General features: G+C 38.0%; 19 protein-coding genes. 18 read left to right on the top strand and 1 reads right to left on the bottom strand.

Annotation, left to right across the window (positions count from 1 at the left end):
- The first annotated feature begins 14 nt into the window (after window positions 1–14).
- The 9 genes from IGJ41_RS09885 to thrB all read left to right on the top strand — a co-directional run bounded on the left by IGJ41_RS09885 (window position 15) and on the right by thrB (window position 9,379).
- Window positions 15–347, top strand: coding sequence for a PadR family transcriptional regulator (locus IGJ41_RS09885; RefSeq protein WP_002362678.1), 333 nt, complete (start codon window positions 15–17; stop codon window positions 345–347).
- On the top strand, window positions 344–1,372 hold the full coding sequence (locus IGJ41_RS09880) for a permease prefix domain 1-containing protein (RefSeq protein ID WP_033788117.1): 1,029 nt from the start codon (window positions 344–346) through the stop codon (window positions 1,370–1,372). The genes IGJ41_RS09885 and IGJ41_RS09880 overlap by 4 nt, the downstream gene beginning before the upstream one ends.
- Window positions 1,373–1,506: 134 nt before the next feature.
- Window positions 1,507–2,958 (top strand): PLP-dependent aminotransferase family protein, encoded by a 1,452-nt coding sequence (locus tag IGJ41_RS09875; RefSeq protein WP_002409692.1) that lies wholly within the window; start codon window positions 1,507–1,509, stop codon window positions 2,956–2,958.
- Window positions 2,959–3,078: 120 nt separating this feature from the next.
- The gene (locus IGJ41_RS09870) at window positions 3,079–4,803 is read left to right on the top strand and encodes a phospho-sugar mutase (protein ID WP_438714345.1); all 1,725 of its coding nucleotides are present in this window, start codon (window positions 3,079–3,081) and stop codon (window positions 4,801–4,803) included.
- Window positions 4,804–4,909: 106 nt separating this feature from the next.
- Entirely contained in the window at window positions 4,910–5,692 is a 783-nt protein-coding gene (gene proC / locus IGJ41_RS09865) for a pyrroline-5-carboxylate reductase (RefSeq protein WP_078126967.1), read from the top strand.
- A 116-nt stretch (window positions 5,693–5,808) separates the two neighbouring features.
- Window positions 5,809–6,117 carry an ArsR/SmtB family transcription factor gene (locus IGJ41_RS09860; protein ID WP_002356730.1) on the top strand — a complete coding sequence of 103 codons (309 nt, stop codon included), beginning with the start codon at window positions 5,809–5,811 and terminating at the stop codon, window positions 6,115–6,117.
- A 51-nt stretch (window positions 6,118–6,168) separates the two neighbouring features.
- Window positions 6,169–7,461, top strand: a complete 1,293-nt coding sequence (locus IGJ41_RS09855; RefSeq protein ID WP_078126968.1) for a homoserine dehydrogenase — start codon at window positions 6,169–6,171, stop codon at window positions 7,459–7,461.
- Window positions 7,462–7,463: 2 nt separating this feature from the next.
- On the top strand, window positions 7,464–8,519 hold the full coding sequence (thrC, locus tag IGJ41_RS09850) for a threonine synthase (RefSeq protein WP_002356733.1): 1,056 nt from the start codon (window positions 7,464–7,466) through the stop codon (window positions 8,517–8,519).
- Window positions 8,516–9,379 (top strand): homoserine kinase, encoded by an 864-nt coding sequence (gene thrB / locus IGJ41_RS09845; RefSeq protein WP_002359743.1) that lies wholly within the window; start codon window positions 8,516–8,518, stop codon window positions 9,377–9,379. Before thrC ends, thrB begins: the two co-directional genes overlap by 4 nt.
- 42 nt (window positions 9,380–9,421) lie before the next feature.
- On the opposite strand, the gene IGJ41_RS09840 is transcribed toward thrB, so the two are convergent.
- The gene (locus IGJ41_RS09840) at window positions 9,422–10,279 is read right to left on the bottom strand and encodes a pyruvate, water dikinase regulatory protein (protein WP_002389973.1); all 858 of its coding nucleotides are present in this window, start codon (window positions 10,277–10,279) and stop codon (window positions 9,422–9,424) included.
- Window positions 10,280–10,377: 98 nt separating this feature from the next.
- Here IGJ41_RS09840 and IGJ41_RS09835 point away from each other — a divergent pair, with 98 nt between their 5' ends.
- The 9 genes from IGJ41_RS09835 (at window position 10,378) to recO (ending at window position 17,676) form a co-directional block, all read left to right on the top strand.
- Window positions 10,378–10,818 (top strand): Fur family transcriptional regulator, encoded by a 441-nt coding sequence (locus IGJ41_RS09835; RefSeq protein ID WP_002387080.1) that lies wholly within the window; start codon window positions 10,378–10,380, stop codon window positions 10,816–10,818.
- 165 nt (window positions 10,819–10,983) lie between these two features.
- Window positions 10,984–11,160 carry a 30S ribosomal protein S21 gene (gene rpsU / locus IGJ41_RS09830; protein ID WP_002356740.1) on the top strand — a complete coding sequence of 59 codons (177 nt, stop codon included), beginning with the start codon at window positions 10,984–10,986 and terminating at the stop codon, window positions 11,158–11,160.
- A 25-nt stretch (window positions 11,161–11,185) separates the two neighbouring features.
- Window positions 11,186–11,635, top strand: coding sequence for a GatB/YqeY domain-containing protein (locus IGJ41_RS09825; RefSeq protein ID WP_002356741.1), 450 nt, complete (start codon window positions 11,186–11,188; stop codon window positions 11,633–11,635).
- Between the two features lie 242 nt (window positions 11,636–11,877).
- Window positions 11,878–12,792 (top strand): PhoH family protein, encoded by a 915-nt coding sequence (locus IGJ41_RS09820; protein ID WP_369810298.1) that lies wholly within the window; start codon window positions 11,878–11,880, stop codon window positions 12,790–12,792.
- A 28-nt stretch (window positions 12,793–12,820) separates the two neighbouring features.
- Window positions 12,821–15,019 (top strand): HD family phosphohydrolase, encoded by a 2,199-nt coding sequence (locus IGJ41_RS09815; RefSeq protein WP_002382763.1) that lies wholly within the window; start codon window positions 12,821–12,823, stop codon window positions 15,017–15,019.
- The gene (gene ybeY / locus IGJ41_RS09810; protein ID WP_002356745.1) at window positions 15,019–15,498 is read left to right on the top strand and encodes an rRNA maturation RNase YbeY; all 480 of its coding nucleotides are present in this window, start codon (window positions 15,019–15,021) and stop codon (window positions 15,496–15,498) included. Before IGJ41_RS09815 ends, ybeY begins: the two co-directional genes overlap by 1 nt.
- Complete coding sequence (locus tag IGJ41_RS09805; protein WP_002382764.1) at window positions 15,482–15,883, top strand: diacylglycerol kinase family protein; 402 nt, start codon at window positions 15,482–15,484, stop codon at window positions 15,881–15,883. Before ybeY ends, IGJ41_RS09805 begins: the two co-directional genes overlap by 17 nt.
- Window positions 15,884–15,896: 13 nt before the next feature.
- Window positions 15,897–16,799 carry a GTPase Era gene (gene era, locus IGJ41_RS09800; RefSeq protein ID WP_002359745.1) on the top strand — a complete coding sequence of 301 codons (903 nt, stop codon included), beginning with the start codon at window positions 15,897–15,899 and terminating at the stop codon, window positions 16,797–16,799.
- An 82-nt stretch (window positions 16,800–16,881) separates the two neighbouring features.
- On the top strand, window positions 16,882–17,676 hold the full coding sequence (recO, locus tag IGJ41_RS09795) for a DNA repair protein RecO (RefSeq protein ID WP_002374343.1): 795 nt from the start codon (window positions 16,882–16,884) through the stop codon (window positions 17,674–17,676).
- The last annotated feature ends 375 nt before the right edge of the window (window positions 17,677–18,051 follow it).

The following is an 18,051-nucleotide window of genomic DNA, read 5'->3' as shown; positions in this document are numbered from 1 at the left end:
AGGGAGGAATTTATGTGATTGGTAGTGATGCAATTCGAGGATACAACGATACCTTTATTCTCTCAATCTTACAATCCGGCGCTTCATATGGTTATGCGATTTCTAAACGCATTCGTGAAATTTCTAATGAACAATATTCGATTAAAGAAACGACACTTTATTCTGCTTTTACACGTTTAGAGAAAAATGGCTACATTGAATCATTTCCAGGAGAAGTAACGCATGGCAAAAAGCGGACCTATTATCAAATAACCCATGCAGGAGAGCGTTATTTAGAGGAAAAGTTACTAGAATGGGAAGTAACAAAAGACGTCGTCGAAGCATTTGTAAAGGAGATGGGAAAATGAAAATTATAGAAGAATTTATTGATAGCTTATTTTCAGGCGTTGTTGAAACATCTGAAACAAAACAATTAAAGGCGGACTTATTAGCAAATGCTGAGGATCGTTATGAAGATTTGCTCAGCCAAGGAAAATCGGAAAATGAAGCAATTGGTACAATTATTTCTGAATTTGGTACTATTGATGAATTAATGGAAGAATTGAATTTAGAAAATAAACAAGTGGATGAAACAAACGATTCAATGAACGGTTTGCCAGAAATTTCAGTGGAGGAAGGACTTGACTATTTAGCTGTCCAACGTAAAGGTGCTATTCAAATTGGTCTTGGTGTTGTTGCAATCATGGTGGGTGTTGGCTTGCTGGTTGGTATGCGTGGTGTTCTTTCTAACGGTCTCGGTTTAGTTTGTCTTTTCATAGGTGTGGCAATTGGCGTTCCATTATTTATTGTTGCTGGTAATCGGTTTGTTGCAATGGACAAACAGCTGGGGCAACGATTGATTCCGATTAAGTTAAAAAAAGAAGTTGCACAAAGAGAACAAAGTTTTCAACGATCATTTATTTTTTGTATGGCAGCGGGCGTCGTTTTTTGTATTTTGGGTTTAATCCCAGTTGTTGTCTTTAGTAGTGGCCTTCATCTGATGATGCGCCGTTCCATGCATCAAATGATGGGCGGACAATATTATAATGGAACAATGGGGATTAGTTGGCTCTTCTTTTTAGTATCGATTGGTGTCTTCTTGTTTATATTTGGTGGAGTAATTAAAGGAAGTTTTAATAAATTGTTGAATGAAACTTATTTTTATTCAGAACATGTTGGTCATCCTGATTTTGCCCCTCAGCAAACAAAAACAGAGGAAGGACCTGTGGGAAATCCTGTCGGTGCAATTATTGCATCCGTTTATTGGCCCTTAGTTGTTGCACTCTATTTATTTATTAGTTTTGTTTTAGGGGATTGGCGGTTTAGTTGGTTAATCTTTATGTTCGCAGGAATCTTTTATAACACCATCCAAGCATTTTTACACAAGTATTGAGACAAACCTGTTAATAGTAAAACAGAAAAGTGGGACATTCGTCAAAACGGCTGTCTCACTTTTCTTGTATTTTCGATTGACAAAAGCATTAAACTGGATTACTTTTAACTCATCCAATTGTTGAGGTGATTGCTATGTGGCAACTTAAAAAAGAACAAAATGTTCCCATTTATCGCAGTATTATGGAAATGATTGTTCAAAAGATTCAAACAGGCGAATTATTACCAGGCGAAAAAATCCCTTCGGAACGTAAACTGGCAGAGTACTTGTCTGTCAATCGTTCAACCGTTGTTCATGCATTAGACGAACTGGTGGACTTAGGCTGGATTGTGCGAAAAAGAGGGAGTGGAACGATTGTCAACGAAGGAAAATGGGGGGTAATGATGACGCCACGAACGGATTGGCATCGTTATTTAGAACAAAATGTGTTCAAACAAGTTCATCCCTTGGTGGCAGAGATTGAGTTACGAGCTAAACAAAATTTGCCGACTGACTTAGATATGTATACAGGCGAGTTGCCGTTAGACTTAATTCCCAGTTTCGATTTTCCAGCATTAAATTGGAAACAATTTTTAAAAGAGGAAGCACAAGATGAATTAGGTTATTTGCCGTTAAGAAAAGAAATCCAAGCCATTACAGCAACGGAATATCAGCTTCATTTACCAAGTGAAAGTTTATTGCTTACTTCAGGTGCGCAACAAGCACTTTTTTTAGTTTTGCAAGTTTTATTGAGACAAGGAGATAGTGTTGCCGTAGAAGATCCATCTTTCTTCTATGCCTTACCAATTTTCCAAGCTGCTGGTGTGCGCTTATTTGGTGTGCCCATGACAGAGGAAGGGATTGATCTTGAAGCGCTAGAACAAACAATCCGACAACATCGCATCAAAATGGTTATGGTTAATCCTTCCTTTCAAAATCCGACTGGGACAGTGATGCCTTTAAGAAAAAGAGAACAGCTCGTGAAAGTTTGTCAAACGTATCAAGTTCCTATTTTAGAAGATGATGTTTTTGGGCAGCTAAGTTTTATCCCGAAAACAGAAATTCCTCCTTTAAAAAAATTAGATCCAGATAATGTCTTGTATATCGGTTCGTTGTCAAAAATTTTAGGTTCGACCACGAAAATTGGTTGGTTAAGTGCGCCTGCCTCCGTGACGAAACAAATTGCAGAAGCCAGAAAAATGATGGATGTTTCGTTGAGTATTTTTCCGCAGATGCTCGCTAAAATGGCGATTGAAGATCCTTCTTTTTCTGAAAAAATTACGTTATTAAATAAACAAGTGGAACAACGAGCAACAGCTGTATATCAAGTATTTAAATCGTTGCCAGAATGGGAAGTTTCGCCAGTAAAAGGCGGCTTTTATTTATGGGCACATTGGCGTCAAGGGGCACTTAAGCCAGAAGATTGGCAAGTATTTTTACGAGAAGGTGTTTTGGTAGCACCAAGTGTAGCTTTTAGTGAAAAACGTGGAAGTATTCGCTTGAACTGTTCCCGAATTTCACCAGAAGAAATGCCTCTTTTTTGTGAGCGAATGGTACGGATTACACGACAGCTTTCTGAAAATAGACAAACAAAAATAGAACACTAAGTAAGATTTTTCTTATAAAAATCATTTGCTGAGAGAAAACGCTACAACTTCCCTTTTCTAAACGAATATCCAATGCTATACTTAAAAAGTAAAAACAAAAAAACAAATGAGGTGTTTTCCATGTCTTGGGAACAAGTTTACCAACAATGGTTAAATGAAGAAAATATTCCAGAAAATTTAAAAAATGAATTAAAGGACTTAAATACAGACCCTGAAAAATGTGAAGATGCATTTTACGCACCATTAGAATTTGGGACTGCCGGGATGCGCGGGATTTTAGGCGCCGGTATTAATCGGATGAATATCTTTACAGTTCGTCAAGCGACAGAAGGGCTTGCACGTTTTATGGATACGCAAGATCCTGAAACAAAACGTCGCGGTGTAGCCATTGCCTATGATTCACGTCATATGTCTCCAGAATTTGCAATGGAAGCAGCTAAAACATTAGCTAAACATGATATTCCTTCTTTTGTGTTTGAAAGCTTACGACCAACACCAGAATTATCTTTTGCGGTCCGTTACTTTAAAGCTTTTGCGGGAATCATGATTACGGCTTCTCACAATCCAGCTGCCTATAATGGCTACAAAGTCTATGGTGAAGACGGTGGTCAAATGCCGCCAGCTGATGCAGATGCATTAACTAAATATGTTCGTAGTATCGAAAATCCTTTGAAAATTGATGTCTTATCAGATGAAGAAGTTGCCCACAGCGGTTTAATTAACATTGTTGGTGAAGAAGTCGATAACGCGTATTTGAAAGAAATTAAAACAGTTACGATTAATCAAGAATTAATTAACGAAATGGGTAAAGAATTAAAATTAGTTTACACTCCCTTACATGGAACTGGGAAAATGTTAGGAGAAAAGGCATTAAAACAAGCCGGTTTTGAAAAATTTGTTTTAGTACCTGAGCAAGCCGTTGCTGATCCTGACTTTACTACAGTTAAGTCACCAAACCCTGAAGAACATTCAGCTTTTGAATACGCGATTCGTTTAGGGGAAAAAGAAGGCGCTGATTTATTGATTGCAACAGATCCAGATGCTGATCGTTTAGGTGCTGCTGTGCGGATGCCAAACGGAGACTACCAAGTATTAACAGGAAATCAATTAGGTTCAATTATGATTCATTATATTTTAGAAGCCCATCAACAAGCAGGCACGTTGCCTCAAAATGCTGCGGTTCTAAAATCAATCGTTTCTAGTGAACTTGCTACAGCGATTGCTGAGAAATATAATACGAAGATGTTTAATGTTTTAACAGGTTTCAAATTTATTGCTGAAAAAATTCAACAATACGAAGAAGACCACAGTCAAACGTTTATGTTTGGTTTTGAAGAAAGTTATGGTTACTTAATGAAACCTTTTGTTCGTGATAAAGATGCAATTCAAGCGTTAGTTTTATTAGCAGAAGTAGCGGCTTTCTATAAAAAACAAGGAAAAACATTATACGATGGTTTACAAGATATCTTTGAAGAATTTGGTTACTTTGAAGAAAAAACTATTTCCGTAACAATGAGCGGAATTGAAGGCAGCGGTAAAATCAAAGCTTTAATGGCAAAATGTCGTGAACAAGCGCCAACTGAGTTTGCCGGGATTCAAGTTGCTCAAACGGAAGATTTTAAAGAATTAACACGCACTTTTGCAGATGGTCAAACAGAACAATTACAAACGCCTCCTTCTGATGTGCTGAAATATCATTTAGAAGATGGCAGTTGGATTGCTATCCGACCATCAGGAACAGAACCAAAAATTAAATTCTATCTAGCGACAAAAGCAACAAGTAGTTCAGAAGCTTCTGAAAAAATTGCTGCGTTTGAAGCAGTCGTTAATGAATTAACAAAATAAAATAAACGAAACAGGCTGTACGGAAAAAAGTACGAATGTTAGTGTTTGTGTCAAAAGCTAATTGACTTTTGACACAAACACTTTATTTAACTAAGGAGGGAATGCTATGAAAATTGGCTTTATCGGTGCTGGCAGTATGGGCGGTGCCATGATTAAAGGGTTACTAAAAGCTGAGGCAGTCAAGAAGGAACATTTATATGTGAAAGGTGGCTCAAGTGGAACAGCAGAAGCACTTCAAAAAGAGTGGGGCTTTCAACTTGTCACAGATTATGCACTTTTCCAAGAATGTAAGGTTATTTTTATTGCGACAGGAGCAAAGGTCGTGTTACCTGTCCTTCAGGAATTAGCCCCTCATTTTTCTAACGAAAGTCTATTGGTTTCTGTTGCAACAGGTCATACCATACAAGAAGCACAAATGGCCCTTGGCAATAAAGAAGCCAAAGTTGTTCATGCCATTCCTAATACACCAGTTAGCGTGAACCAAGGCGTGATTGGCGTAGCTTTGGCACCAACAATTGAAGGCCAAACGAAGGAACTGGTAATGGAACTTCTTGCTACTTTAGGGTTAGTCAAAGAAATTCGTGAAGCACAACTGGAAACTTTTGGCACTGTGGCTGGTTGCAGTCCAGCTTTTGTTGATATCTTTATGGAAGCATTGGGAGATGCAGCAGTCTTAGAAGGGTTACCAAGGGACTTATCTTATGAAATTGTCGCTCAAATGATAAAAGGAACGGCGACCTTAGCCTTAGACACGAAAAAACACCCAGGAGCATTGAAAGATGAAGTGACTTCTCCAGGAGGAAGTACGATTCGCGGTGTCGTAGCTCTAGAAAAAAATGGCTTCCGTTATGCCGTGATGGATGCAGTTCAGCAAGCCAACCACGAATAGATGAAGAAAGTTGGAAAATCGACAAGTTTGTCATTTTTCCAACTTTCTTTGTGCCATATTTTTCGTAGGAAAGAACAATCGCAGTTCTTATTTTAAAAAACTCTGTGTTATAATGAGTGCAAAGTGAGGCGACTATAATGAAACAAATGGAAGAAATCAAACAAGTAAGTCAATTATATAAAGTATTAAGTGATCCAACACGTTTAAGAATTTTGCTACTTTTAAAAGAAGGCGAGCATAATGTAACGGCGATTAGTGAACAATTGGGAATGGAACAGTCCGCCGTTTCTCATCAACTAAAATTATTAAGAGATAGCCGGGTTGTCAAGGCACGTCGTGAAGGAAAAACGATTTTTTATACATTGGATGATCATCATGTAATAGATATTTTAAATCAGACCTTTGAGCATATTGAACATCGATAAAAAGTAGGAAAAAATAGCGTAACTAGAATAACGCTGTTGATGGAGGTAAAAATGAAGGATACCTTAAAGATCGGGTTACTAGGATTAGGGACTGTAGGCACTGGCGTTTTAACTCTCTTGAAAGAACATCAAGAGAAAATTTCACAAGTGACAGGAATGAATGTAGTCATTGAAAAAGCATTTGTCCGAAATCTTGAAACGAAACAAGCGCAAGCGGAAGAATACGGTCTGTCTTTAACAACTTCAATTGATGATATTTTAGAAGATAAAGAGATTCAAATCGTTGTGGAATTAATGGGAACCATTGAACCAGCCAAAACGTATATCATGAAAGCTTTAGAAAAGGGCAAACATATTGTGACTGCCAATAAAGATTTACTGGCGCAACATGGGAGTGAATTAGTAGCATTAGCCCAAAAACGTCATTGTGATTTATATTACGAAGCAAGTGTTGCTGGCGGGATTCCAATTTTAAGAACAATTGCTAATAGCTTAGCGGCAGACAATATTCAACAAGTTTTAGGGATTGTGAACGGTACGACGAATTATATGCTTACGCAAATGGTTTCTGCTGATAAAAGTTATGAAGAAGCTTTAGCAGAAGCGCAAGCGTTGGGCTTTGCTGAAGCGGATCCGACAAATGATGTCGATGGAATTGACGCAGCCTATAAAATGGTTATTTTAAGTCAATTTGCTTTTGGGATGAATGTTTCATTACCACAAGTTGATATTCGTGGAATTTGCGGATTGTCTTTAGATGATGTCGCTATGGCTAAACAACTGGGGTATGAAATCAAATTGATTGGCTCTGCTGAACAAAATGAGAATAGTATCTCGGTGGAAGTGGCGCCTATGCTAGTTAATCAAAAGCACCCTATTGCATCTGTTCGGAATGAGTACAATGCAGTATTTATAAAAAGTGCAGGTGTGGGCGAATCAATGTATTACGGTCCAGGAGCTGGCGCTAAACCGACAGCAACCAGTGTTGTCAGTGATTTAATTACGATTGCTAAAAACATTCGCTTGACAACGACTGGCCATATGTTCAATTCGTATCAACATAAAACCCAATTGACGCGTTCCGAAAATGTATTTGGGCAGTACTATTTTTCGTTAGATGTTCCAGATACACCAGGACAATTTTTGCAGTTGACACAATTAATGACTAAAGCAGAAGTCAGCTTTGATCAATTAGTTCAACAGAGATCAGATGGACAGCGAGCAAGAATTGTTGCCATTACACACCAGATATCAAAAGCACAAATGCAACAAGTTGTGACAGCTATTCAAAATACGGAAGCCTTTCAGTTATTGAATGTAATGAAGGTTATAGGAGATGAGTAAACATGTATGAAGGTTTGTTAAAACAGTATCAAGCGTATTTGCCCGTAACAGAAAAAACACCAATGATTTCTTTAGCCGAAGGAAATACGCCACTGATTCCTTTACCTAATTTATCCAAAGAATTAGGTATTCAATTATATGGAAAATACGAAGGCTTAAATCCCACTGGCTCATTCAAAGATCGCGGGATGGTGATGGCTGTAGCAAAAGCGGTAGAAGAAGGTGCCAAAGCGATTGTTTGTGCTTCTACAGGAAATACTAGTGCCGCCGCTGCTGCGTATGCCACAAGAGCAGGCATTAAAGCGTATGTAGTGATTCCAGAAGGAAAAATCGCACTGGGAAAATTGGCGCAAGCTATTATGTATGGGGCGGACATTATTTCGATTCCAGGTAACTTTGATGAAGCATTAAAAGCGGTGCGAGAGATTGCGAAAACTGAGGCAGTTGCGCTAGTTAATTCAGTGAATCCTTATCGCTTAGAAGGGCAAAAGACAGCAGCTTTTGAAGTTTGTGAACAATTAGGTCAAGCGCCCGATGTCTTAGCGATTCCAGTTGGAAATGCCGGCAATATTTCCGCTTACTGGAAAGGCTTTAAAGAATGGCATGAAAAACAAGGAACAACTTTACCAAGAATGCATGGTTTTGAAGCAGAAGGTGCCGCAGCGATCGTGAAAGGCCAAGTGATTGAGCAACCTGAAACCGTGGCAACAGCGATCCGGATTGGAAATCCTGCTAGTTGGCAACTAGCAGAACAGGCACGGGATGAATCCGGTGGTTTCATTGATGCCGTGACAGATCAAGAAATTTTAACGGCTTACCGAAAAATTGCTGCTCAAGATGGGGTTTTCATTGAACCTGGTTCGGCTGCTTCATTAGCTGGAGTTATTCAACATGTTAAAAGCGGTAAAATCAAAGCAGGTGAAACCGTCGTGGCAGTCTTTACTGGTAACGGATTGAAAGATCCTGATACAGCAATGGAGACAGAAGTAGCTATTTCAAAAATGAGTGACGTGGAAGAAATGCGTCTGCACTTACGAAAAGGAGTCGCAACACTATGAAAATAAGAGTACCTGCCACTAGTGCCAACTTAGGACCTGGCTTTGATTCATGTGGCATTGCATTATCCGCTTATTTAACAATCAACGTTTTAGGTGAAAGTGAATTTTGGGAAATTCAACATACTTTGGGAGAAGAGATTCCTACTAATGAAGAGAATTTATTAATTCAAACGGCATTGAAAATTGCACCAGAATTAACACCAAAAGTTATTCGGATGGTTTCTGACATTCCCCTTGCAAGAGGACTAGGCAGTAGCTCAAGTGTGATTGTAGCAGGCATTGAATTAGCTAACCGACTAGCACATTTAAATTTGTCCCCTAAAGAAAAAGTTCGTTTGGCCACAGAGATGGAAGGACATCCGGATAATGTTGCCCCAGCTATTTTAGGAGATTTCGTGGTGGCTAGCCATGTAGAAAACCAAGTCTACCATGTCAAACATCACTTTCCAATGTGTGATGTCATTGCATTTATTCCAGAGGAACCATTATTTACCGAAAAAAGTCGCGCTGTTTTGCCCGAAAAATTGACTTATAAAGAAGCGGTCGCGGCCAGCTCAATTGCCAATGTTATGATTGCCGCAATTTTAAACGGGGATTTACCTTTAGCAGGCAAAATGATGGAACAAGATAAATGGCATGAAACGTATCGTCGTTCATTGGTTCCTCACTTAAAAGAAATTCGTCGTTTAACTCAGCAAAAAGGTGCTTATGGCTCTTTCTTAAGCGGTGCTGGTCCAACTGTGCTAATCTTGTCGCCAGAAGAACGAACCAACGAAATTGTTCAAAGTTTGGAGAAATTATCTACCAAAGCGAGCATCCAAATTTTCAATATTGATCAAGAAGGCGTTCAAGTCTTTTAAAAAAAACGAGAAAAAATCACTAGTGATTTTTTCTCGTTTTTTTTAATCCTCGGCTGTTTCCGTGGAATAATAACTATGATCTTCTAAGTTCAAAGCATTAAGAATCATTGAGGCAGTTTCTTCAATTGAAAGAGAAGCGACATCAATAACGATACAACCTAATTTTTGATAAAGATCATTAGCAAAAGCCAGTTCTCGCCGAATTTTTTCAATATCTGAATAAGAAGTATTTTCAGGCAATCCATATGCGCGCATTCGTTCTTTACGAATCCCGTTTAAAACATTGGGATCGTTGGTTAAGCCAACAATTTTTTTAGGGTCCATTTCGAATAATTGTTTCGGTAAATGTGCTTCAGGAATTAGTGGCAAATTAGCAACTTTTAAGTTCTTGTTGGCTAAAAAGAGACTTAGCGGTGTTTTAGAAGTTCGGGAAACGCCAAGAAGTAACACATCCGCTTCTAAAAAGCCTCGTGGGTCCTTGCCATCGTCATATTTGACAGCAAATTCCATTGCTTCAATTCGTTTAAAATAATTTTCATTCAGATGATGTAAGGCACCAGGTTCCCGCATGGGTGCGACACCTGTTAATCGTTCGATTTCCGCAACTGGTGGTGTCAAAATGTCAAAATGGAACAATTGATGCTCATTGAAAAATTGATTAGCAATCGCCACGAGATGATCATTAATAATAGTATGCAGTACCATGGCTTCTGCTTTTTTGGCATCTTCTAACGCTTGCACCAGTTTATCTTCGTCTTTAACGAATGTTCGTCTAATCAAAGTAAAATCAACAGTGGGGTACTGGGCCATTGAAGCAGCCGCCAATTTTGAAGCGGTCTCGCCAGCAGAATCTGAGATGACAAAAATCGTCACACATTTTTTTTCTTCAGAAATAGTCATAGAGGGTAAGTCCTTTCTTGCATTTTTAATAATTTTATTATACCATAAGTCCAGAATCTATTTCGTAATGATTCTGATTTAGGTTGGTGAGGGAGGAAATGGCGATGGCACCAGTAAAAACCAATATTGAACAAGCCTTAGAAACCATGAAAGCCAGTGGATTAAAATATACTAAAAAACGAGAATTACTGATGAGCTATTTGATTAAGCGAAATCGGTATGTTTCTGCACGTGAAGTGTATGAATTTATGAATGAAACCTTTAAAGGAGTCAGTTATGATACGGTTTATCGTAACTTGCATGACTTTGAGCGCTTAGAATTACTGGAAAAAACAGAATTAAATGGCGAGCAAAAGTTTCGTTTCCGTTGTTGCCAAGAGGTGGAACATCATCATCACTTTATTTGTACGGTTTGTGGCAAAACGGAAGAAATTCACATGTGTCCGATGAATTTTTTTGAAGAACAGTTAAAAGGTTGTTCAATTGAAGGACATCGCTTTGAAATACTTGGTCGTTGTGCCGATTGTTGCGAAAAATAGCGAATAAGACGAAAAATCAAACAAAAATTTCGTATTTTATCAGTAGAGTGGTTGACGGTTATTTATGCTTTAGCTATAATATAACAAGGACAGTATTTTAATTTGTGGGTTTTTCCCACAAATAAGAAAAACGGTTACTTTTTAAGCTCGGAGGGAGGGAATAACATGTCAAAAACAGTCGTTCGTAAAAACGAATCTCTTGATGATGCTCTTCGTCGCTTCAAACGTTCCGTTTCAAAAGCGGGTACTTTACAAGAATCACGTAAACGTGAATTCTACGAAAAACCAAGTGTAAAGCGTAAGAAAAAATCTGAAGCAGCTAGAAAACGTAAAAAATTCTAGTTTTGAATGAATTGGAGTTGGTGGTATGTCATTGCTAACCACATTGAATGACGACATTAAAACAGCGATGAAAGCTAAAGACAAAGAAACTTTAGCCGTACTTCGTATGTTAAAGACTGCCATTCAAAATGATCAGATTAAAGCGGGCCGTGAATTGAACGGAGAAGAAGAACTCACTGTATTGTCTCGTGAGATGAAACAGAGAAAAGATTCTTTATCAGAGTTTGAAAAGGCGGGACGCGACGATCTTGTTGAAAAAGTAAAAGTTGAAATAGCAATTGTTGAAAAATATATGCCTCAACAACTAACAGAGGAAGAAATTCGTCAACTAGTTCAAGAGGTAATGACGCAAACTGGCGCCACTTCACCAAAAGATTTTGGTAAAGTGATGGGCGCTATGATGCCGAAAGTCAAAGGCAAAGCCGATGGCAACCAAGTTAACGCAATTGTGAAAGAATTATTACAAGAAAACTAAGAGCGTTATCGAAACTAGGACAGTATACTGTCCTAGTTTTTTTATGTAAAGAGAAAACCGGTAGCTTTTTACGGTTTTCTCTTTTTTGACTTTCAAAGTCAAATCAGGTACGACTTCTTTTTAAACAGATAAGAATGTGGTATCATTGTAAAGGACTATATAATAAAGGAGATGGACGTTTTTTGACAGATAATCAGTCAAAATCTTTGGAATTAATACTTACTGATTCTGATGATGCACACATGCTTTTAGGAACACATGATAAACATATCAAATTTTTAGAAGAGAATACCCACGTAACGATTAATAGTCGTGGCGAAGTTATTCAGTTAATTGGCGAATCATCAGAGGTAGAGTTAGTCGCTTCCGTGTTAAGAGCGCTACAAACATTAATTCAACGAGGCATCAAAGTGCATACGCCAGATGTCGTTTCTGCTTTAAAAATGGCCAAAGCTGGAAATTTAGAGGCGTTTATTGCCATGTATGAAGAAGAAATTATGAAGGACCATCATGGTCGGGCCATCCGAATTAAGAATGTTGGTCAAAAAAAATATATCGATGCAGTTAAAACTCATGACGTCATTTTCGGGGTGGGACCTGCGGGAACAGGAAAAACCTTTTTAGCCGTGGTGATGGCGGTAGCAGCTTTGAAAAAAGGCGAAGTACAAAAAATTATTTTAACTCGTCCAGCGGTGGAAGCTGGCGAAAGCTTGGGCTTTTTACCAGGTGACTTAAAAGAAAAAGTCGATCCTTATTTACGTCCAGTTTACGATGCCTTATATCAAATTTTTGGTATGGATCATACAAATCGTTTAATGGAACGCGGCGTTATTGAAATTGCCCCGCTTGCTTATATGCGTGGTCGTACATTGGATGATGCTTTTGTCATTCTAGATGAAGCACAAAATACCACGGTTGCCCAAATGAAAATGTTTTTAACTCGTTTAGGGTTTAGTTCAAAAATGATTGTTAATGGAGATACTAGTCAAATTGACTTGCCACGTGGTGTAACAAGTGGTTTAGTTAACGCCGAGCGTACGTTAAAAGACATTGAAAAAATTGCCTTTGTAAATTTTGAAGCCAGTGACGTTGTGCGTCATCCGGTTGTAGCACAAATTATTCAAGCCTATGAAAAAGAACAACAAAAGCATTCCTAAGCAGTTAGGGAAGGAGTGAAAGTACCTTTTGAAAAAAGTACTTACAAAGTTAGGGGATCGTTTAGGTAAGGCCTACTTACCTATTTTATTAGCCGTTTTTTCTCTTCTTTTATTTATGATTATGTTTGGCAGTGTCCATCAGAAAAGAGTAGAAATTAAAGAAGGTCAACTGGCCGAGAAAACCATTCGTGCAAATAAAAATATCGAGAATACCTACGAAACAGAACAAAGAAAAAAATTGGCAGCAGAAGCTGTCACCCCCGAATATATTTATCAAGAAGATACGGCATCTGTCCAACATAATCGTATTGATAAATTATTTAAATTGATTGATTCTGCGAATGAAAAAGTAGACAAAGAGTACAGCAATAAGCAAGCGAAGGCCAAAAAGGAAGAAACGATTCCTGCGCCGACCGTGGAAGAACGAGTAGCTAGCTTAAAGTCATTGTTTGAATCTTTACCGCAAGATGAAGTTACGTTTTATCAAAGTTTTCCTAATGTTTTTTATCAAACAATCTTTACATTAACCTCTGAGCAATTGGATAAGGTTCGTTCAGAAAGTTTGATGTTGGTGGATGACGCAATGCAAAATCACGTTCGAGAATCTGATTTGGATAAAATTCGCCAAGAAGCTAACGGTAAAATTCAATACTTAGATATTACGAGTACCATGCAACAAGTCATTCGTTACATTGTTAACCAAGGGATTGTGGTAAACGATATTGCCAATGAAAAACGAACAGAAGAGCTGCGTCAAAAAGCGATGAATGCTGTTCAACCCGCAATGATTTATCAAGGCGAAATTATTGTTCGTGAAGGTACTCAAATTGATGCAAAAGCGGTCGAAAAACTTGAGTTACTAGGAATGACTAGTCAAAATACCTCTATTTTTCCGATGGTGGCATTAGCATTAGCTATTTTACTTCAAGTTGAAGTGTTAATTTTCTTTACAAAACAAGTGACTGAGCCTTCGCGACAACGCTCGTTTATTATCTTTTACACGGGTGCTATGCTAATCAGTGTTATTTTAATGAAATTCTTCCAGATTTTCCAAACAGAGCAGTTGATGTATATTCCCTTGTTCTATCCGGCAGCCTTTGCGCCGCTGATTCTAAATCATTTTGTAAATCGTCGTTCAGGGATAATCGCTGCCATTTTCCAAGTCGTTTTTGCGTTATTTATCTTTTATAATTCTATTGGCACAAACTCGTTGACGGTTATTCTGATTATGTACTTATTCTCAGGATTTCTAGCAACAGTTGTTAAACGGAAACGGATGAGTGAGCAAGTTTTCCCAGCTTTAATGTGGGTAGTGGTCTTTCCTGTTTTCATGGCGGTTGTCTTAATGATTTATCAAGGAATGAGTTTAACAGATGGTAAAACGTGGACAGCTTTAATTTGTGCAGGTGCAGGAACGGTACTTTCATTTTTAGCAACAATGGGCTTGCATCCATATATCGAATTATTAGTGACTGATGATAGTATGATTGTCTTGAATGAATTAAGTAATCCGAACCATCCGTTGTTAAAACAACTGTTAGAAGAAGCGCCAGGTACCTATCATCATAGCATGATGGTGGCTAGTTTGAGCGCTAACGCTGTTGCTGAGATTGGTGGACGGTCGCTATTAACACGAGTTGCTTGTTATTACCATGACATTGGCAAAATTAAACACGCCAATTTCTTTGTGGAAAACTTACCTGCTGGCGCAGAAAATCCACATAACTTTTTATTGCCAGAAGATAGTAAACAAATTATTTTTGGCCACGTAATTGATGGCGCCAAAATTTTAGAAGAGTACAATATGCCGCAAATGGTGATTGACATTTGTCGTCAACATCATGGCACAACATTGATGAAATTTTTCTATGTGAAAGCAAAAGAACGCAATCCTGAAATTAAAGAATCAGACTTCCGTTATCCTGGGCCACGTCCACAAACACGAGAAGCAGGGATTGTGAGTATTGCTGATACTTGTGAGGCTGCTGTGCGGGCGATGGATCATCCGACCAACGAAAAAATTCAAGCCTTTGTGCATAATGTGATTCAAGATAGAATTTCAGATGGCCAATTAGATGAATGCGGGTTAACGATGAAAGAGATTCGCATCATTGAAAAATCATTAATTAATGGATTATGCAGTACCTTCCATTCACGGATTAAGTATCCAAAAATGAAAGCTGAAGCAGAAGAAATGAAAGATGAACAAGAAAAGAGAGATGACTAATGGATATTACTTTCATTGATGAAACCGAGAAAGTACCAACAGAAGAAATCAAAGAAATCGAAAATTTGCTGCAATTTGCAGCGGGTTTTCTAGAAATTGCCGAAGATACGGAGATGTCGGTGACTTTTACAGATAACGCAGGTATCCAAGTGATTAATCGTGACTATCGGGGCAAAGATATGCCTACAGATGTCATCAGTTTTGCTTTAGAGGATGAAGGGGAAGACGAATTGCCAATTATTTTTGATGATGAAGAGTTGGCAGAGCTACCACGTAATCTAGGTGATTTAATTATTTCAACAGAGCGAGCAGCAGAACAAGCAGTTGAATATGGGCACACATTGGAGCGAGAAATGGGCTTTTTGGCAGTACATGGCTTTTTACATTTGAATGGGTACGATCATATGGAACCTGAAGATGAAAAAGAAATGTTTGGTTTACAGAAAGAGATTTTAGATGCGTATGGCCTTAAAAGATGAGCAAACAGGAAAAAATAAACATTTTATTAATTCATTAGAATTTGCCTGGCAAGGAATCAAAACAGTTTTTCGAGAAGAACGTAATATGCGCAAACATGTGGCGTTTGGCGTCACGGCCATTGTGTTTGGTTTCTTGTTTTCCTTAACACTTGCTGAATGGCTGTGGTTGTTATTGGCCGTTTTTCTTGTCTGGTTGGCAGAAATTATCAACACAATTTTTGAAAATGTCGTAGATATGTTTACGGATTTTCACTTTCATCCAATCGGAAAAAAAGTCAAAGACATGGCCGCAGGAGCTGTTTTATTAACAGCCGGTTTCGCAGTGCTAGTAGGACTAATTCTATTTGTACCAAAAATTTTACAAATCATTCAAATGTGGAAATAAGAGGAGAAATACAATGACAACTGAACATAAATCTGGTTTCGTAGCCATTGTCGGCAGACCAAATGTTGGAAAATCAACATTGTTAAATCGAATTGTCGGCCAAAAAATTGCAATTATGAGTGACAAAGCACAAACAACTCGTAATAAGATTCAAGGAATTTATACAATTCCTGAAGCACAAATTGTTTTTATCGATACTCCAGGGATTCACAAACCTAAACACCGCTTGGGCGATTTCATGGTGGAAAGTGCCTACAATGCGATGCGTGAAGTAGATGCTACTTTATTTATGGTAAGTGCTGATCAAAAACGCGGGAAAGGTGACGACTTTATTATTGAACGATTGAAAAATAATAATAGTCCAGTCTACTTGATTATTAATAAAATTGACAAAGTCCATCCAGATGATTTATTGAGTATTATTGAAGACTATTCGAAACAAATGGACTTTAAAGAAATTATTCCCATTTCTGCCACTGAAGGAAATAATTTTGAGCATTTGATGGATGTTCTCGTTGAGCAAATGCCAGAAGGACCACAATATTTCCCTGATGACCAAATTACGGATCATCCAGAATATTTTATCGTTTCCGAATTAATTCGTGAAAAAGTGTTACTTTTAACAAGAGATGAGATTCCTCATTCTGTCGCTGTCGTTGTGGACTCAATGAAACGGGATGAAAACGATAAAGTCCATGTCCAAGCAACCATTATTGTGGAACGGGACAGTCAAAAAGGTATCATTATTGGCAAAGGCGGAAAAATGCTGAAACAAATTGGTACCAAGGCGCGTCAAGATATTGAATATTTATTAGATGACAAAGTGTATTTGGAGCTTTGGGTAAAAGTCCAAAAAGACTGGCGTGACAAAAAAATCTATTTACAAGATTTTGGTTATCGCAAAGAAGAATATTAAGAAAGTAGTGTTTGGGAAGCGAGTGTATAAACGAACTTTCCAAACACTACACTAATTTACATAAGAAATGGAAGTGAATTGAATGGCATTAGGGGAGACCAAAGGCATTATTTTATTTACGAAGGATTTTAAAGAGAAGGATAAACTCGTCAAAATTTTTACAGAATCCTATGGGAAATTGATGTTTTTTGTGAAAGGCGCGCATCGAAAAAATAATCCTCTTTTGCCAGCGATTCTGCCATTTACAGAAGCCGTCTACATCGGAAATTTTAGAGAAGAAGGCTTATCTTTTCTCAATAGCAGCAAAGAAGTTCAACCTTTTCGAAACATTCAACAAGACATATTTATTAACGCATACGGAACATATATTTTAAACTTAGTCGATGCAGCAATTGAAGATCAGCACTATGACCCTAATTTATTTCAATTTACCCACATGGCATTATCCGCTTTAAATGAGCAAAAAGATCCGGAAATCATTACAAATATTTTTGAAATTCAATTGTTAGAACGCTTTGGTGTACGACCAGAATGGCATCATTGTGTGGCTTGTGGCGAAACACAAGGGAAATTTGACTACTCTTCAAAGTATAGCGGTGTGCTTTGTGAAAAACATTGGCATTTAGATGAACAGCGCTACCATGCAGATCCTAGAGCAATTCATTTTATTCGCTTATTTTCGCAAGTCTCCTATGAAAAAGTCCAAAACATTCAAGTAAAAGAAGAAACTAAGAAAAGTATTCGAGAAACGATTGATATGTTATACGATGAATATGTCGGGTTGCACTTAAAAAGCAAAAAATTTATTGATCAAATGAAAACGTGGGAAAATACGTTAAAAATTCCGCCACGAAAGAAGGAAGAAAAAGAAACATAAACAAGCAGTCATTTTTCTAAAAAAAAAAATTGACAACTTCCCTCAGACACCGTATTATGATAGAGAAGTTAAATACGTACGAAGAAAAAGAGAAGTAAAAAGAACCCTCTGTTAAGCGAATCTGGGAGAGTGGGAGCCAGAAACACGGAACTTTTGAAAGGCACTTTGGAGTACGACAAACGAAGCTGCCGATGAACACATCGGAAGTAGGGTGGAACCGCGATAATTATTCGTCCCTATGTCTATTAATAGGCATGGGGACTTTTTGCTGTGAATCACTACGATTGGCGCAAATGCGACAGAGTAGATGATGAACAGTACAAGGTGACCAAAGGGAACGTTGTAACCGAATAAAAAAAGCAAACAGTTAACACC

This window comes from Enterococcus sp. DIV1537a (genome assembly GCF_051712085.1).
Classification (GTDB): domain Bacteria; phylum Bacillota; class Bacilli; order Lactobacillales; family Enterococcaceae; genus Enterococcus; species Enterococcus faecalis.
The sequence above is the reverse complement of the archived record's forward strand: the minus strand, read 5'-3'. Positions and strand labels throughout refer to the sequence as shown.

Bases quoted from the DNA above. Each gene is read 5' to 3' on its own strand.
- IGJ41_RS09880 (WP_033788117.1), top strand. From the start codon at position 344: ATGAAAATTATAGAAGAATTTATTGATAGCTTATTTTCAGGCGTTGTT.
- IGJ41_RS09875 (WP_002409692.1), top strand. From the start codon at position 1,507: ATGTGGCAACTTAAAAAAGAACAAAATGTTCCCATTTATCGCAGTATT.
- IGJ41_RS09870 (WP_438714345.1), top strand. From the start codon at position 3,079: ATGTCTTGGGAACAAGTTTACCAACAATGGTTAAATGAAGAAAATATT.
- proC (WP_078126967.1), top strand. From the start codon at position 4,910: ATGAAAATTGGCTTTATCGGTGCTGGCAGTATGGGCGGTGCCATGATT.
- IGJ41_RS09855 (WP_078126968.1), top strand. From the start codon at position 6,169: ATGAAGGATACCTTAAAGATCGGGTTACTAGGATTAGGGACTGTAGGC.
- thrC (WP_002356733.1), top strand. From the start codon at position 7,464: ATGTATGAAGGTTTGTTAAAACAGTATCAAGCGTATTTGCCCGTAACA.
- thrB (WP_002359743.1), top strand. From the start codon at position 8,516: ATGAAAATAAGAGTACCTGCCACTAGTGCCAACTTAGGACCTGGCTTT.
- IGJ41_RS09840 (WP_002389973.1), bottom strand. From the start codon at position 10,279: ATGACTATTTCTGAAGAAAAAAAATGTGTGACGATTTTTGTCATCTCA.
- IGJ41_RS09835 (WP_002387080.1), top strand. From the start codon at position 10,378: ATGGCGATGGCACCAGTAAAAACCAATATTGAACAAGCCTTAGAAACC.
- rpsU (WP_002356740.1), top strand. From the start codon at position 10,984: ATGTCAAAAACAGTCGTTCGTAAAAACGAATCTCTTGATGATGCTCTT.
- IGJ41_RS09825 (WP_002356741.1), top strand. From the start codon at position 11,186: ATGTCATTGCTAACCACATTGAATGACGACATTAAAACAGCGATGAAA.
- IGJ41_RS09820 (WP_369810298.1), top strand. From the start codon at position 11,878: ATGCTTTTAGGAACACATGATAAACATATCAAATTTTTAGAAGAGAAT.
- ybeY (WP_002356745.1), top strand. From the start codon at position 15,019: ATGGATATTACTTTCATTGATGAAACCGAGAAAGTACCAACAGAAGAA.
- IGJ41_RS09805 (WP_002382764.1), top strand. From the start codon at position 15,482: ATGGCCTTAAAAGATGAGCAAACAGGAAAAAATAAACATTTTATTAAT.
- era (WP_002359745.1), top strand. From the start codon at position 15,897: ATGACAACTGAACATAAATCTGGTTTCGTAGCCATTGTCGGCAGACCA.
- recO (WP_002374343.1), top strand. From the start codon at position 16,882: ATGGCATTAGGGGAGACCAAAGGCATTATTTTATTTACGAAGGATTTT.